At 66.2% G+C, this 16071-nt stretch carries 15 protein-coding genes and 1 tRNA gene; 13 read left to right on the forward strand and 3 right to left on the reverse strand.

Annotated features, from left to right (window positions below; translation table 11 throughout):
- Positions 1-127: 127 nt before the first annotated feature.
- Positions 128-1048, forward strand: coding sequence for a LysR family transcriptional regulator (locus tag PcP3B5_RS08520; RefSeq protein ID WP_009616950.1), 921 nt, complete (start codon positions 128-130; stop codon positions 1046-1048).
- 174 nt (positions 1049-1222) lie between these two features.
- Here PcP3B5_RS08520 and PcP3B5_RS08525 read toward each other — a convergent pair whose 3' ends face one another.
- Positions 1223-2284: an ABC transporter substrate-binding protein gene (locus PcP3B5_RS08525; protein WP_061561016.1), complete on the reverse strand. Its 1062-nt coding sequence runs from the start codon at positions 2282-2284 to the stop codon at positions 1223-1225.
- 241 nt (positions 2285-2525) lie between these two features.
- On the opposite strand from PcP3B5_RS08525, the gene PcP3B5_RS08530 reads away from it, so the two are divergent.
- The 12 genes from PcP3B5_RS08530 (at position 2526) to PcP3B5_RS08585 (ending at position 14117) form a co-directional block, all read left to right on the forward strand.
- Positions 2526-4130: an ABC transporter permease gene (locus PcP3B5_RS08530; protein ID WP_061561017.1), complete on the forward strand. Its 1605-nt coding sequence runs from the start codon at positions 2526-2528 to the stop codon at positions 4128-4130.
- On the forward strand, positions 4127-4954 hold the full coding sequence (locus tag PcP3B5_RS08535; protein ID WP_043267518.1) for an ABC transporter ATP-binding protein: 828 nt from the start codon (positions 4127-4129) through the stop codon (positions 4952-4954). Before PcP3B5_RS08530 ends, PcP3B5_RS08535 begins: the two co-directional genes overlap by 4 nt.
- A gap of 73 nt (positions 4955-5027) precedes the next feature.
- A complete protein-coding gene (locus PcP3B5_RS08540) occupies positions 5028-6638 on the forward strand; it encodes an arylsulfatase (protein ID WP_061561018.1) in 1611 nt (536 codons plus the stop codon).
- Positions 6639-6778: 140 nt separating this feature from the next.
- Positions 6779-7063: an integration host factor subunit beta gene (ihfB, locus tag PcP3B5_RS08545; RefSeq protein WP_009621012.1), complete on the forward strand. Its 285-nt coding sequence runs from the start codon at positions 6779-6781 to the stop codon at positions 7061-7063.
- Positions 7064-7091: 28 nt separating this feature from the next.
- A complete protein-coding gene (locus tag PcP3B5_RS08550) occupies positions 7092-7394 on the forward strand; it encodes a LapA family protein (protein WP_043267514.1) in 303 nt (100 codons plus the stop codon).
- Between the two features lie 25 nt (positions 7395-7419).
- The gene (locus tag PcP3B5_RS08555; protein ID WP_237143076.1) at positions 7420-8556 is read left to right on the forward strand and encodes a tetratricopeptide repeat protein; all 1137 of its coding nucleotides are present in this window, start codon (positions 7420-7422) and stop codon (positions 8554-8556) included.
- A gap of 57 nt (positions 8557-8613) precedes the next feature.
- Positions 8614-9573, forward strand: coding sequence for a UDP-glucose 4-epimerase family protein (locus PcP3B5_RS08560; RefSeq protein ID WP_082816272.1), 960 nt, complete (start codon positions 8614-8616; stop codon positions 9571-9573).
- Entirely contained in the window at positions 9570-10592 is a 1023-nt protein-coding gene (locus PcP3B5_RS08565) for an MraY family glycosyltransferase (RefSeq protein WP_061561021.1), read from the forward strand. The genes PcP3B5_RS08560 and PcP3B5_RS08565 overlap by 4 nt, the downstream gene beginning before the upstream one ends.
- Positions 10593-10659: 67 nt before the next feature.
- Complete coding sequence (locus PcP3B5_RS08570) at positions 10660-12648, forward strand: polysaccharide biosynthesis protein (RefSeq protein WP_009621021.1); 1989 nt, start codon at positions 10660-10662, stop codon at positions 12646-12648.
- A gap of 189 nt (positions 12649-12837) precedes the next feature.
- On the forward strand, positions 12838-13161 hold the full coding sequence (locus PcP3B5_RS08575; RefSeq protein WP_043313517.1) for a ComEA family DNA-binding protein: 324 nt from the start codon (positions 12838-12840) through the stop codon (positions 13159-13161).
- A 298-nt stretch (positions 13162-13459) separates the two neighbouring features.
- Complete coding sequence (locus PcP3B5_RS08580; RefSeq protein WP_043313611.1) at positions 13460-13768, forward strand: type II toxin-antitoxin system HigB family toxin; 309 nt, start codon at positions 13460-13462, stop codon at positions 13766-13768.
- Positions 13758-14117: a helix-turn-helix domain-containing protein gene (locus tag PcP3B5_RS08585; protein ID WP_009621028.1), complete on the forward strand. Its 360-nt coding sequence runs from the start codon at positions 13758-13760 to the stop codon at positions 14115-14117. Before PcP3B5_RS08580 ends, PcP3B5_RS08585 begins: the two co-directional genes overlap by 11 nt.
- Positions 14118-14546: 429 nt before the next feature.
- On the opposite strand, the gene PcP3B5_RS08590 is transcribed toward PcP3B5_RS08585, so the two are convergent.
- Together PcP3B5_RS08590 and PcP3B5_RS08595 are read right to left on the reverse strand one after the other, a co-directional pair.
- Positions 14547-14622: transfer RNA gene (locus PcP3B5_RS08590), tRNA-Asn, on the reverse strand.
- Between the two features lie 69 nt (positions 14623-14691).
- Complete coding sequence (locus tag PcP3B5_RS08595; RefSeq protein ID WP_009621029.1) at positions 14692-15888, reverse strand: amino acid aminotransferase; 1197 nt, start codon at positions 15886-15888, stop codon at positions 14692-14694.
- Positions 15889-16071 lie beyond the last annotated feature (183 nt).

The following is a 16071-nucleotide window of genomic DNA, read 5'->3' on the forward strand; positions in this document are numbered from 1 at the left end:
TCTTATTTCTTAAAAGAATAAATTTAAGTTTTATTCTTCGTTGACGGAATAAGAGCTTGCATTTAAAACCAGCGCATCCCCGACGGCAAATGCCTTTGTCCAATATTTTCAATGCCGGTAAAGCATCATGGATCTGCGCCAACTGCGTTACTTCATCGCCCTCACCGAACACCGCAGTTTCGTCCGCGCGGCCGATGCCATGGGCATCACCCAGCCGGCCTTCAGCCGCAGCATCCAGGGCCTGGAGCAGGAGCTGGGCTGCCAGCTGGTGGACCGCGGCAGCAAGGAGCTGCGCCCCACGCCGGAAGGCCAGGTGGTGCTGCAGCACGCGCTGCGCCTGGTGCAGGGCGCGGCCAACCTGACCCAGGAAATCACCCAGTTGAACAAGCTGGATGCCGGCGAGCTGCACTTCGGCTGCGGGCCGGCGCCGGCGCAGAAACTGGTGCCCGACGCGGTGGCGCGGCTGATCCGGCGCCACCCGCGGCTGCAGATCGATTTCCAGGTGGACAACTGGGAGCGCCTGTCGCGCAGCCTGCTGCGCGACGAGATCGAGTTCTTCATCGCTGATATCCGCCACTTCGAGGCCGACCCCGGCTTCCAGACGCGGCCGCTGAGCCCGCGCCGGGGTTTCTTCTTCTGCCGCACCGGGCACCCGCTGCTGGCCAAGGAGAGCCTGTCCACCAACGACCTGTTCGCCTACCCGCTGGCCTCGGCGCGGATGCCGCCGGGCATCCGCAAGTTGCTGGCCAACCTCAGCGGCAAGAGCGACCTGCAGGCGAACATCCAGTGCGAGCACCTGGGCTCGCTGGTGCGCATCGTCAGCCAGACCGACGCCATTGGCGTGGGCAGCGAGGATGGTTTACGGCATGCGCTGGCCAATGGCGAGGTGGCGCGCCTGCATCTGCGTAACCTGCCGCATAACATCGACAGTCTGCAGGCGCGCTGTGGGATCGTCAGCCGTACCGGCTACCGCCTTTCGGCGGCGGCGCGGGCGTTGATCGAGATGTTGGTGGAGTTGGATGAGGAGGAGCGGAGTGCGGTGGCGTGAAGGTTTGCGGGGAGGGGGCGGCGGATAACCGCGAACGGTTATACGCCCTACGGTGGGCTTGGCGTAGGGCGAATAACGCTCCGCGTTATCCGCCGTTTGGCCTTGGTTCCAGGCGGCGCCGGGGTTGACCTGGGCGTTATCCGCGATTGAGCTCGCAGGCTGCTACGAGCTCAATCACTGCACCTGCGCCACCGGCTGCGCCGCAGCCAGCTTGGCGGCGGCTGCCAGGTAGTCCGGCTTGGCCCAGTCGGCGGCCTTGAAGTCGCGGCGGATCAGGCCGTACTGCCTGGCCGCCTGGATCGAGGCGTCGAGCTGGCCGAGGAAGCCGGCGTCCAGTTGCGGCGACAGGGCCTCGGCCAGCGGGCGGTCCTTGTATTCGGTCTGCAGGATGATCGGCGGGTAGCCGGCCTGGTTCGACACCAGGTCGATGAAGGCCGCGTGGTTGGCTTCGGCGCCGGCCCAGGCCAGGGCCTGCAGTTCCACCTTGAGCAGGCGCTGGGTGATTTCCGGGTGGGCGTCGACGAAGGCGCCGTTGCCTACCAGCACAGCTTGCAGGGTGCCGGCGCCGCCGAGGTCGCGGGTGCTCAGGGGGATTTCCGCCAGGCCCTTCTCGCGCAGGGCGAAGAGGCCGGCCAGGCCCCAGGTGGCGTCGATCTGCTTGGCCGCCAGCGCCGCCAGGGCGGCGTTGAAGTCCAGGCTGATGACTTTCAGGTCCTTCTCGCTCAGGCCCGCGCTGGCCAGGGCGTTGTCGAACGACAGTTGGCTGGCGGTGCCGCGGAAGATGCCCATGCGCTTGCCCTTGAGGTCGGTCAGGGTCTTGATCCCCGAGCCCGGCTGCACGCCCAGGTAGTGATTGACGCCGCGCCCGGTGGCGGCCAGCAGGCGGGTGTCCAGGCCGCTGGCCTTGCCGATGATGGCCGCCAGGTCGCCGAGGTAGGCGAAGTCCACCTGGCTGTTGGCGAAGGCCTCGTTGATCACCGGGCCGGCGCCCTTGAAGTAGGTCCACTTGATCTGGATGCCGTCGTTGGCGAACTCCTTCTCCAGCAGCTTGCGGGTGTAGAGCACGTCGACGAGGCCGCCGCCGGAATGGCTCTGCCCGGCGCCCACGTCGGGCACGGCGATGCGGATTTCCTTCGGCGCTTCGGCGGCGCTGGTGAACGGGGCGTAAGCGCCGAGCAGCCCGGCGAGCACCGGGGCGGCGAAGAGCGACAGCAACGGGTGGGTGAGGGCCTTCATGGCGCCTGCCTCCTGCGGGGGAATGGGAAAGGCACTAAGGCAGGTCATAGATGATTAATAAAATAATAAAAATTTATTTTTTAATAATTTGTGGAGATAAGTCAGTCCGCATCCCCGCTGCCGGGCGAATGCACGAAAGGCATAAAAAATATTCGTCGAATGCATTGGCCGCGCTGGGGAGGCTTCCCTTAAATGGGGACTCTTAGCTCATAAATGCATTGATAGATTTTTTCATATTCCAATGAAGAATATTTCTAAGGCACTCGCCTTGCCTGTGTACCCCACCGCAAGCGCTGCCGCCTCGCAGCGGCTGGCGCTGATCGCCCCGCGCTTGCTGCCCTGGCTGTTGCCGGTGGCCCTGTTCGTTCTCTGGTGGCTGGCCGCCACCCAGCACTGGATGTCCGCGCAGATACTGCCGGCGCCGTCGCTGGTCTGGCAGAGCGCCCGCGAGCTGTTCGCCGGCGAACTCTGGCAGCAGCTGTGGATCAGCCTGCAGCGGCTGTGCTGGGGCCTGCTCGCCGGCATCGCCAGCGGCGCGGCCCTGGGCGCCTGGCTGGGCTTCAGCCGCCGCGCCGAGCGCTTCGTGCTGCCGACCTTCCTGGCCCTGGCGCAGGTCCCCACGCTGGCCTGGATCCCGCTGTTCATGCTGTTCTTCGGCATCGGCGAACTGCTCAAGCTGGTGGTGCTGGTCAAGGCGGTGATAGTCCCGGTGGCGCTGCATACCCTGGTCGGCGTGCGCGATGCCCAGCCCAGGCTGCGCGAGGCCGCCGCCGTGCTGCGCCTGCCGCCGCCGCTGCTGGTGCGTCGGTTGCTGTTGCCGGCGGCGCTGCCGGCCTTCCTCACCGGCGTGCGCCTGGCCCTGGCCCAGGGTTGGACCTCGCTGCTGGCGGTGGAGCTGCTGGCCTCCAGCGAAGGCATCGGCTACCTGATGGTGCAGAGCCGCCAACTGTTCATGCTCGACGTGGTGTTCGTCTGCATCCTCGTCATCGGCCTGGTGGGCGCGGCCATGGACCAGGGCATCCAGGCCCTGGAGCGGCGCCTGGTGCACTGGCCGCAGCAGGCCGCCGGCGAGTTCCGCCGTAGTGTCCGCGGCCAGGGCTGGCAGCGCCTGCAGCCCTGGCTGTTGCCGCTGGCGCTGGTCGGCCTGTGGCAGGCGGCGAGCGTCGGCCAGTGGGTCGATCCGGCGATCCTCGCCAGCCCCACCGCGGTGGTCGAGACCACCTGGCGCGGCCTGCTCGACGGCAGCCTGCCGACGGCCTTGCTGGCCAGCCTGCAGCGTTCCCTGCTGGGCCTGCTGCTGGGCGGCGGCGCCGGCTTCCTGCTGGGCCTGGCCCTGGGGCTGTGGCGCCCGGCGGAGCGCCTGCTCGGCCCGTCGTTCTCGGCCCTGCGCCAGGTGGCGATCTTCGCCTGGGTGCCGCTGCTCACCGCCTGGTTCGGCCTGGGCGAGGCGGCCAAGGTGGTGTTCGTCGCCCTGGCCAGTTTCTTCCCGCTGCTGCTGGCCACCCAGCGCGGCATCGCCAGCCTGCCGGCGCAACTGGGCGAGGCCGCCCGCGTGCTGCGCCTGTCGCCCTGGCAGCGCCTGCGCCGCCTGGTCCTGCCGGGCGCGGCGCCGTCGATCTTCGCCGGCCTGCGCCTGGGCCTGATCTACGCCTGGCTGGGCACCATCGGCGCCGAGTACTTCATGCCCTCGGACGGCGGCATCGGCAGCCTGATGATCGGCGCCCAGCAGCTGTTCCGCATGGACCTGGTCAGCGCCGGGATGCTTCTGGTCGGCCTCACCGGCGCCCTGCTCGGCGCCCTCGGACAACGCATCGAAGCGCGTGCCACGCGCTGGAGACACGCATGAACGCTTTCACTTCCGCGCCGCTGGTGAGCTTCCGCCAGGTCGGCAAGAGCTTCCCGGTGGACGGCCGGCAACTGGAGGCCATCCAGCGCTTCGACCTGGACATCGCCACGGGCGAGTTCATCGCCATCGTCGGCGCCAGCGGCTGCGGCAAGTCCACCCTGCTGCGCCTGCTGGTGGGCCTGGACCGCGAGTACCGCGGCGAGATCCGCATCGGCGACAAGGCCATCGACGGCATCGGCGGCGAGCGTGGCATCGTGTTCCAGGAGCACCGCCTGTTCCCCTGGCTGACGGTGGAGCAGAACGTCGCCCTGGGCCTGGTCAACGAGCCGCTGAGCGAGGAGGGCAGGGCGCGCAAGGTCGCCGACTACCTCGAACTGGTCGGCCTGTCCGCGTTCAACCGCGCCTACCCGCACCAGCTCTCCGGTGGCATGGCCCAGCGCGTGGCCATCGCCCGCGGCCTGGTGGCCAGCCCGCGCATCCTGCTGCTGGACGAACCCTTCGGCGCCCTCGACGCGCTGACCCGCCAGCAGTTGCAGGAAGAACTGTTGCGCATCCGCGAGCGCGAGCGCATCACCACCTTGCTGGTGACCCACGACGTGGAGGAGGCGCTGTTCCTGGCCGACCGCGTGGTGGTCATGGCGCCGCGCCCGGGGCGCATCAAGCGTATCGTCGAGGTGCCCCTGGCGCACCCGCGCGAGCGCGGCGGCTTCGACTTCCTGCGCCTGCGCGAGGAGCTGCTGCACGAGCTGACCGGCGATGGCGACTACCTCGCGCCGCAGCCCAGGCGGGTGGAGAACCTGCCGTTCGAGTTCATCGCCTGCTGAGGCGCCTCTTCTTTTTTTGTAGGAGCAAGCTCGCTCCTACAAGGCCTACCCCAAACACCGACCGAGTTTCGACATGAGCAAACGCCCCAACTTCCTGGTGATAGTCGCCGACGACCTCGGCTTCTCCGACATCGGCGCCTTCGGCGGCGAGATCGCCACGCCCAACCTCGACGCCCTGGCCCACGCCGGCCTGCGCCTGACCGACTTCCACACCGCACCGACCTGCTCGCCGACGCGCTCGATGCTGCTCACCGGCACCGACCATCACATCGCCGGCATCGGCACCATGGCCGAGGCGCTGACCCCGGAGCTGGAAGGCAAGCCCGGCTACGAGGGCTACCTCAACGACCGCGTGGTGGCGCTGCCCGAACTGCTGCGCGAGGCCGGCTACCAGACGCTGATGGCCGGCAAGTGGCACCTGGGCCTGAAGGCCGAGCAGGCGCCCCACGCGCGCGGCTTCGAGCGTTCCTTCTCGCTGTTGCCCGGCGCCGCCAACCACTATGGCTACGAGCCGCCCTACGACGAAAGCACGCCGCGCATCCTCAAGGGCACGCCGGCGCTCTACATCGAGGACGACCGGTTCATCGAGCAACTGCCCGAGGGCTTCTATTCCTCCGACGCCTTCGGCGACAAGCTGCTGCAGTACCTCAAGGAACGCGACCAGGCACGGCCGTTCTTCGCCTACCTGCCGTTCTCCGCGCCGCACTGGCCGTTGCAGGCGCCCAAGGAGGTGGTGGACAAGTACCGCGGCCGCTACGACGCCGGCCCCGAGGCGCTGCGCCAGGAGCGCCTGGCCCGGCTCAAGGAACTGGGCCTGGTGGCGCAGGACGTCGAGGCGCACCCGGTGGTCGCCATCAGCCGCGAGTGGGAGGCCCTGAGCGACGAGGAGCGGGCCAAGTCGGCGCGGGCCATGGAAGCCTACGCGGCCATGGTCGAGCGCATGGACTGGAACATCGGCCGGGTGGTCGACTACCTGCGCCGGCAGGGCGAGCTGGACAACACCTTCGTCCTGTTCATGTCCGACAACGGCGCCGAGGGCGCGCTGCTGGAAGCCTTCCCGAAGTTCGGCCCGGACCTGCTGGGCTTCCTCGACCAGCACTACGACAACAGCCTGGAGAACATCGGCCGCGCCAACTCCTACGTCTGGTACGGCCCGCGCTGGGCCCAGGCGGCCACCGCGCCGTCGCGGCTGTTCAAGGCCTTCACCACCGAGGGCGGCATCCGCGTGCCGGCTTTCGTGCGCTATCCGCAGCTGGCGCGCCAGGGCGTGATCAGCGAGCAGTTCGCCACCGTCATGGACATCACCCCGACCCTCCTCGACCTGGCCGGCGTGCGCCACCCGGGCAAGCGCTGGCGCGGCCGCGAGGTCGCCGAGCCGCGCGGCAAGTCCTGGCTGGGCTGGCTCTCCGGCGAGACCGAACGCGCCCACGACGAGAAGACCGTGACCGGCTGGGAGCTGTTCGGCATGCGCGCCATCCGCCAGGGCGACTGGAAGGCGGTGTACATCCCCGCGCCGGTGGGGCCGGCCAGTTGGCAGCTGTACGACCTGGCCAGGGACCCGGGCGAGATCCACGACCTGGCCGAGGCCCAGCCGGGCAAGCTGGCGGAGTTGATCGAGCACTGGAAGCAGTACGTCAACGAGACCGGCGTGGTGGAAGGGGCTTCGCCGTTCCTGGTGAAGTGATGCGCTGAGCGACGAAAAAGCCCCGGGCAGTGATGCCCGGGGCTTTTGTTTTTTGCACCTCCTTTAGGCTGTTCAAAGCTTGAGCTGCGTGCTAAAAGAACCTAGAGCTGATCTAGCCGCTTGAAAAAGAAGGGAAAACCATGACCAAGTCGGAGTTGATCGAGAGAATCGTCACCCATCAGGGGCAGCTTTCCGCAAAGGATGTGGAGCTGGCGATCAAGACGATGCTTGAGCAGATGTCCCAGGCTCTGGCTACCGGCGATCGCATCGAGATCCGTGGGTTCGGCAGTTTCTCTCTGCATTACCGCGCACCGCGCGTCGGCCGGAATCCGAAGACCGGCGAATCGGTGCGTCTGGATGGTAAATTCGTTCCGCACTTCAAGCCGGGCAAGGAATTGCGCGATCGGGTGAACGAGCCCGTGTAGCCGGCTAGAGAACGATCGAGGATTTTTCATGCTTCGGCTCAAACGCTTTCTGGCCTTCCTGGCTGCCATCCTGCTCTGCGCAGTAGTGGTCGTCTTCGTCCTGGAGAACCTGCAGAAGGTCCAACTGGCCTTCCTGGGCTGGCAGACGCCGGAGTGGCCGCTGGTGGTCTTCATTACCCTGTCCTTCGTCCTGGGTGGTGTCATCGGCCTGCTGCTGAGCATTCCGTTCCGGGCGCGCACGCGCCTGCATCTCTCGGGGCTGCGTTCCGAAGTGTCGCGCTTCCGCAAGGAAAACCAGGCCCTGCGCGACCAGTCGCTGAAGACCCAGTGACACCGGGATGTCCAGCGTTGTAGCAATGTTGCTGTTCGTTTTGGCCCTGGCCGTCGGTTGGTGGCTGGGGCGTCGCTCGTTGCGCCCGGGCTCTTGGCCGGCTTCGGCTGACGAGGCGTTGCGCGAGCGGGTGCGCAACATGCACAACCTGCTCGACCGGCATTCCGACGACGCGCTGGAGCGCCTTTCCCAGGGGCTTTCGCTGAACGAGGAAACACTCGAAAGCCACGTTCATGTCGGCAACCTGTTCCGCCGCCGCGGGGATATCGAGAAGGCCATCCAGATCCACCAGGAACTGTTGGACAAGGCCTCCGCCAACGCCGAGCTGTCCGCGCAGATCAGTCTCGAGCTCGCCCGTGATTACATCGCCGGCGGGTTGCTTGGCAGCGCCGAGCAACTGCTGGATGAGCTGATGCAGCGAGATGGCCAGGCCATCTCGCTGGAAGCGCTGGACGAGTTGCGTCGCATCGCCGAGCGCGAGAAGGATTGGGCGCGTGCCGTGGAACTCGCTGCGCGTCTGGTGGGGCGGCGCCCTCAACTGAAGACGGTGCTGGCCAACTATTATTGCGAGCAGGCCCAGGAACGCATTCGCGCGGGCGACCGCGACGGTGCCCGTGAGCTTCTCAAGGAAGCCCGGCGGGTCGACCCCCAGTGCGTGCGCGCCTTGCTGATGCGCCTGGATTGCGAGCTGTGGCAGCGCAACTTCCAGGCTGCCGACGCCTCCATCACCGAGCTCTGTGCGGCCGATGCCGGCTTTCTCGGCGAGCTGCTGCCCATGCTGCGGCGCCGCGAGTGTTGTGCCGAGCCGGAAATCCTCGCCTGCCTGCGCCGTCTTGCCGAGGTGCCGGATGCATCGCCGGCGCTGCTGGCGATCCTGGCCCAGCTCGATGCGGATGGGCAGGGTTGGCGTGGCCGCTTGCTGGCCAAGGTCCAGCAGCAACCTTCCTGGCGAGGCTTGCTGGACATGCTCGGCACCCTGGGCGGCGGACGGGCGGACCAGGAGCTGTTCACCCACATGCAGCCGATCATCCTCGGCCTGTATCGATCGATGCCGCACTATCGCTGCGGCAATTGCGGTTTCGCCGGGCGTGAACTGCACTGGCAATGTCCGGGCTGCCACGGGTGGAATACGCTCAGGCCGATCGCTGCTCCCCAGCAGTGATGCCGATGCCCGGAATCATGGATGGTGCCCTGGCGCCTTGAATCTCTAGGAGTGGTGTTGAAAGTACTTCTGACCGGTGCGACCGGTTTTGTCGGGCGGGGCATTCTCGAAACCTTTGCCGCGATACCGGGACTGCGCCTGGCGGTGGCGGTGCGTTCCCGTCTGCCTGGCGAATTTCCCGGTGTGGAGGTCCATTCCATCGATGGCCTGAACGCAACCCAGGACTGGACTTCTGCACTGGCTGGCGTGGACGTCGTGGTCCATGCCGCGGCCCGGGTGCATGTCATGCGCGAAACCGCGGGCGATCCCCTGGCCGAGTTCCGCGCGGTCAACGTCGAGGGCACCCTCAACCTGGCGCGCCAGGCCGCAGCCGCAGGGGTGCGGCGTTTCATCTTCATCAGTTCGATCAAGGTCAACGGCGAGTCGACGCCGCCCGGCCAGCCGTTCCGTGCCGAGGATCGGCCGGCGCCGGCCGATCCCTACGGCCAGTCGAAGCTGGAGGCGGAAAGGGCGTTGTCGCGCCTGGCCGAAGAGTGCGCGATGGAGTGGGTGGTCATCCGCCCTCCGCTCATCTACGGCCCGGGCGTGGGGGCCAACTTCGCCAGCCTGATGCGCGTGGTGCAGCGGCAGTTGCCCCTGCCGTTCGCTCGGGTGCGCAACCGGCGGAGTCTGGTGGCCAGGGACAACCTGGTCGATCTGCTGCGCGTCTGCCTGGAGCACGAGCGTGCCGCCAACCAGGTCTTCCTGGTGAGCGACGATCACGATCTTTCCAGCGCCGAACTGTGCCGTCGCCTGGCCGTGGCGCTCGGCGTACGCCCGCGGCTGCTGCCGGTGCCGGTGGCCTTGCTGCAGGGGCTGGCCGCGCTATTCGGGCGAGGAGCCCAGGCGCAGCGCGTGCTGGGTTCGTTGCAGGTCGATATCGGCAAGACCCGCGAGCTGCTGGGCTGGCAGCCACCGGTGAGCGTCGACCAGGCGCTCGCGGAGACGGCGCGCTGGTACCGGGAGGCCCGCGCATGATCTTCCTCCTGCTGTTTCTCGCCCTGCTGCTGGCCTGGGCCGGTACCGCCGGGGTTCGCCACTATGCCCTGGCGCGCAGCGTGATGGACGTGCCCAACGAGCGCAGCTCCCACAGTGTGCCGACGCCGAGGGGCGGCGGGGTGGCGATAGTCCTGAGCTTCCTGCTGGCGCTGCTGCTGTCCTGGGGGATGGCCCTGACCGATACGCGCGCCATGCTTGCCCTGCTGCTGTCGGGGGGCTGGATAGCCCTGGTGGGATTCATCGATGACCACCGCCACGTACCGGCGCGCTGGCGCCTGCTCGGTCATTTCCTCGGCGCGGCCTTCCTGCTCTACATGCTGGGGGGGCTGCCGGCCCTGTCGTTCGCCGGCGCTCGTTGGGACCTGGGGCTATTCGGCTCGCTGCTGGCGTTGTTCTACCTGGTGTGGCTGCTGAACCTCTACAACTTCATGGACGGCATCGACGGCATCGCCAGCCTGGAGGCGATTACCGTCTGCGGCGGCGCGGCGCTCTGCTGCTGGTTGGCGGGGGCGGGGTCGGCCGCCTGGCTGCCGCTGTTGCTCGCCGCGGCCACCGCGGGGTTCCTGGCCTGGAACTACCCGCCCGCGCGGATATTCATGGGCGATGCCGGCAGCGGCTTCCTCGGCATCATGCTGGGCGGGCTCTCGCTGCAGGCGGCCTGGCAGGCGCCGCAACTGTTCTGGTCGTGGCTGATCCTGCTGGGCGCCTTCGTGGTCGATGCCACCTGGACCCTGGCGCGGCGCTTGCTGCGCGGCGAGCGGGTTCACGAAGCACACCGCAGCCATGCCTATCAGCGGGCTTCGCGGCGTCTTGGCCAGCATCGCGCCATCAGTTTGTCGGTGGCTGCGATCAATCTGATATGGCTGTCGCCGATCGCCGTTTTCGTGGCGCTGGGCCGAATCGACGGCGTCGCCGGTCTGTTTCTTGCCTATGCTCCATTGGTGCTGGTCGTGGCATCGCTGGGCGCCGGTGGGCCTGAAAACGGCCAACCGAAATGAACTCCATGGGAAATGGTGGTCAATGTAACGGGAGACTGCGCTCCCGGACTGGGAAGGATGAAAGGATATGCTGCGAGAGCGCCTGCTGAGGTTGCCCCGACGTTACAAGCGAATGCTGCAGGTCGTCACGGACGTGTTCCTGGTCTGGCTGGCCCTGTGGCTTTCTTTCGTGGTGCGCCTGGGCACGGATGACCTGACCTATCCCTTCCGTGTGCATGCCTGGCTGTTCATTGCCGCGCCCTTGATCGCGATACCGCTGTTCATCCGCTTCGGCATGTACCGGGCGGTCATGCGTTACCTGGGCAACGATGCGTTGATCGCCATCTGGAAGGCGGTGACCATTTCGGCCCTGGTGCTGTCGCTGGTGGTCTACTGGAACCGCTCGGTCGTCGAGGCGGTGCCGCGTTCCCTGGTGCTCAACTATTGGTGGCTGAGCCTGCTGATGGTAGGCGGGCTGCGCCTGGCCATGCGCCAGTACTTCATGGGCGACTGGTACAGCGCGATCCAGGTCGTGCCCTTCCTCAAGCAGGATGACGGCCTGATCAAGGTCGCGGTGTACGGCGCCGGCACCGCGGGTAACCAACTGGTCGCCGCGTTGCGCATGGGGCGGGTGATGCGGCCGGTGGCTTTCATCGACGACGACGACGAGATCGCCAACCGGGTGATCGCCGGCCTGCGGGTGTTCAAGCCCAAGCATATCCAGCAGATGATCGAAGAGACCGGGGCCCAGGAAATCCTCCTGGCGATTCCTTCCGCCTCGCGGGCGCGCCGACGCGAAATCCTCGGTCTGCTCGAACCCTATCCGCTGCACGTGCGCAGCGTGCCCGGCATCATCGACCTGGCCAACGGCCGGGTGAAGGTGGACGACATCCAGGAAGTGGACATCGCCGACCTGCTGGGGCGCGACCCGGTGGCGCCGCGCAAGGAGCTGCTGGAGCACTGCATCCGCGGCCAGGCGGTGATGGTCACCGGGGCGGGCGGCTCCATCGGTTCGGAACTGTGCCGCCAGATCCTGCCTTGCGGGCCCACGGTGATGGTGCTGTTCGAGCACTGCGAGTTCAATCTCTACCGCATCCACCAGGAACTGGAGCAGCGCGTCCGGCGACAATCCCTGCCGGTGCAGCTCGTGCCCATCCTGGGCTCGGTACGCAGCGCCGAGCGCCTGCTGGAGGTGCTGGGCAGCTGGAAGATCAACACCGTCTACCACGCGGCTGCCTACAAGCATGTGCCCATCGTCGAGCACAATATTTCCGAAGGGGTGCTGAACAACGTCCTGGGGACGCTGTATGCGGCCCAGGCCTCGATCCAGGCCGGCGTGCAGAACTTCGTGCTGATCTCCACCGACAAGGCTGTGCGACCGACCAACGTCATGGGCGGGACCAAGCGCCTGGCCGAGATGATCCTCCAGGCACTCAGTCTGGAGCCCGCGCCGGTGCTCTTCGGCGACAAGACCGGGGTTCACCATGTGAACAAGACCCGCTTCACCATGGTGCGTTTCGGCAACGTGCTGGGCTCGTCCGGCTCGGTCATCCCGCTGTTCCGCGAGCAGATCAAGCGTGGCGGCCCGGTGACCGTCACCCATCCGGCGATCACCCGCTACTTCATGACCATTCCCGAGGCCGCGCAGCTGGTGATCCAGGCGGGCTCCATGGGGCGCGGCGGCGACGTCTTCGTGCTCGACATGGGCCAGCCGGTGAAAATCCTCGAGCTGGCCCAGCGGATGATCCACCTTTCCGGGCTCAGCGTGCGCTCGGAGAGTTCGCCCCACGGCGACATCGCCATCGAGTTCAGTGGCTTGCGTCCCGGCGAGAAACTCTACGAGGAGCTGCTGATCGGCGATGAGGTAGGCGCCACCGAGCACCCGATGATCATGAAGGCGAACGAGGAAATGCTGCCCTGGGAGGCGTTCAAGACGGTGCTGGTCTCGCTGCTGAAGGCGGTGGAGCGGGGCGACTACGCCCAGGTGCGTATGCTGCTGCGCGAGACGGTCAACGGTTACTGCCCGGATGGCGACATCGTCGACCTGGTCCACCAGCAGCGCCGTATGGAGCCCTGACAGACCGATACCGGTGCTCGGTCGGACACTGCCTTGTTGCAGGAGGGGCTCTTCGTCCAATCGGCGAGGAAGCCCCTGATTCATTCAAAGTGTGATTTTCCCTTCTTCCCCTTGCCCCGCTCCTGTCGCTAAAGGTGAATGGCGAGCCCGTTCTGGCTCGCCATACCCAGTGACTAAAAGGAGTTGTTCATGCATAAGGCATTCGCGCTACTGCTGGTCGTGCTTTCCTCCCTTTCCCTGTCGGGCATGGCTGCCGCCGCTCCCGCGCCGGAGAAGCTGACGCCGGCGACGGTCACCATGCACGACGAGAAGGAAGGGCTGGTCAGCCTCAACACGGCGGACGCAGAGACGCTGCAAAAGCGGCTCAAGGGGATCGGCAAGGCCAAGGCCGAAGCCATAGTGGCCTATCGGCAAGCCAATGGCCCCTTCACCAGCCTGGATCAGTTGCTGGAAGTGAAGGGCATCGGCAAGGCGATCCTGGAGAGCAACCGGGAGGCGATCAGTCTCGACTGAGGCACTCCGCGATGGAAAGGCCGGTCCGGGGGGCCGGCCTTTTTCGTTGCACAGGCGGGATGACGCTTGACCCTGGCCAGCAGTGGGCATGGGGCGATCACCCTGGGAGGACAGGCCGAGGGTGTCTGGTGCTGGAGGCGTCCAGGCGACGAACCAGTGCTGTTCTCAGGGCAAGCAGAGAGCCTGCACCAGCGGGCTCGGGGTTGATGTATGCGGGAGAGATGGGACGGGAGAGGCCGCTCTTGGCAGATGGCCGGCTCTCGATCTAGAATCTCCCGATATGGGAGAAATGAGGCAGATGCGAGTTATTGCAAAGAGCACGCTGGTGAAGTTCTGGGGGATTCCTGGCCAGGAAGATACCAAGGCCCCTTTGGAGAGTTGGTACGACGCGGCGATCAATGCTGAATGGAAGACTCCGCAGGACGTGAAGAATCAATTCGGCAGCGCGAGCATCTGCGGCAACAACCGCGTGGTGTTCAACATCGGCGGCAACAAGTATCGCCTGGTTGTGGAGATGCAGTACCGCTGCGGCATCGCCTGGGTGAAGTTCATCGGCACTCATGCCCGGTACGACCAGATAGACGTGGAGACGGTGAATGAATATTAGGCCCATCCGAAACGACGAGGACCTGCGCGCGGCTTTCCAGCGCCTGGAATCCATCTTCCAGGCGGAGGAGGGCACGGCTGAGGCTGACGAAATGGAAGTGCTGGTGACGCTGATCGAGGCGTATGAGAACAAGCACTACCCGATAGGCCCGGCCGATCCCGTCGAGGCCATCAAGTTCAGCATGGAGCAGCGAGGGCTGACGCCGCGCGACCTGGAACCTTTCATCGGCAGCAGCGGCCGTGTCTCGGAGGTGCTGAATCGCAAGCGTGGCCTCAGCCTGGCGATGATCAAGCGCCTGCATGATGGCTTGAATATTCCCTATGAGAGCCTGCTGGCCGGGGCTGCCTAGGCCGGTCCCGGCGTTCCGTCATCGGCTCTGTCGAGGGCTGCTTTCTAGGCGCGTTGCGGTTAGGAGGCCCCGAAGGACGGGACACCCACAAAGAAAAAGCCCCCGGCATATACCGAGGGCTTTTGAATTTGGCTCCGCGACCTGGACTCGACGGCGTGAGCCGAACGCGCTTCAGCGCGGCCCCGAAGGGGGTATCACCTGGGACGCAGTCCCTGGCGAGAGTCCAGGGAGCCCCCCACAAAGAAAAAGCCCCCGGCATATGCCGAGGGCTTTTGAATTTGGCTCCGTGACCTGGACTCGACGGCGTGAGCCGAACGCGCTTCAGCGCGGCCCCGAAGGGGGTATCACCTGGGACGCAGTCCCTGGCGAGAGTCCAGGGAGCCCCCCACAAAGAAAAAGCCCCCGGCATATGCCGAGGGCTTTTGAATTTGGCTCCGCGACCTGGACTCGAACCAGGGACCCAATGATTAACAGTCATTTGCTCTACCGACTGAGCTATCGCGGAACAACGGGGCGTATCTTACTGATTAAAAAGGGGAAGTCAACATTCTGCCGATGACTTCCCCGATTTTTTTCAGAGCACCTGGACAATGGCGCGGGTGACGGTTTCCAGGTTGCCGTTGTTCAGCGCGGCGACGCAGATGCGGCCGGTGCCGACGGCGTAGATGCCGAACTCGTTCTTCAGGCGTTCCACCTGCTCGGCGGTCAGGCCGGAGTAGGAGAACATGCCGCGCTGCTGGGCGACGAAGCCGAAGTCGCGCTTGGCGCCCAGGGCAGCCAGTTGCTCGACCATGGCGACGCGCATGTTGCGGATGCGGCTGCGCATTTCGCCCAGTTCCTCTTCCCACAGGGCGCGCAGTTCCGGGCTGTTGAGCACGGTGGAGACGACGCTGGCGCCGTGGGTCGGCGGGTTGGAGTAGTTGGTGCGGATCACGCGCTTGACCTGGGACAGGACGCGGGCGGATTCCTCGCGGCTGTTGGTGACCACCGACAGCGCGCCGACGCGCTCGCCATACAGCGAGAACGACTTGGAGAAGGAGCTGGAAACGAAGAAGTTCAGGCCGGACTGGGCGAACAGGCGCACCGCGGCGGCGTCTTCGTCGATGCCGTCGCCGAAGCCCTGGTAGGCGATGTCGAGGAAGGGCACGTGGCCCTTGGCCTTGAGCACGTCCAGCACCTGTTTCCAGTCGTCCAGGCTCAGGTCGACGCCGGTCGGGTTGTGGCAGCAGGCGTGCAGGACCACGATGGACTGCGAAGGCAGGGCGTTGAGGTCTTCCAGCAGGCCGGCGCGGTTCACGCCGTGGCTGGCGGCGTCGTAGTAGCGGTAGTTCTGCACCGGGAAGCCGGCGGCCTCGAACAGCGCGCGGTGGTTTTCCCAGCTCGGGTCGCTGATGGCCACGGTGGCGTTGGGCAGCAGGCGCTTGAGGAAATCGGCGCCGGTCTTCAGCGCGCCGGTGCCGCCCACGGCCTGGGTGGTGACCACGCGGCCTTCGGCCAGCAGCTCGGAGTCGGCGCCGAACAGCAGCTTTTGCACGCCCTGGTCATAGGCGGCGATGCCTTCGATCGGCAGGTAGCCGCGCGGAGCGTGTGCTTCGATGCGGGCTTTCTCCGCGGCCTGTACCGCGCGCAGCAACGGGAGGCGACCCTCTTCGTTGTAGTACACGCCAACGCCCAGGTTGATCTTGCCCGGGCGGGTATCGGCGTTGAAAGCTTCGTTCAGGCCCAGGATGGGGTCGCGGGGGGCCATTTCGACAGCGGAGAACAGACTCATTTTGGCAGCAGCTCTAAGGCGGGAGTGAAGATGCAATTGCAACCCCCCGCGCACGGCGCTGGGGGATGCGTCGACGGGCCGGTATTATATAGGCCTCTATGGCAGGCGGCGAGTTGATCGCGCATGCTTTCGCCTGGTTTGACGCCGCAGCCGCGCCCGCGTCACACCCCACAGCGAGGTTCC

This window comes from Pseudomonas citronellolis (genome assembly GCF_001586155.1).
GTDB classification, from domain to species: domain Bacteria; phylum Pseudomonadota; class Gammaproteobacteria; order Pseudomonadales; family Pseudomonadaceae; genus Pseudomonas; species Pseudomonas citronellolis.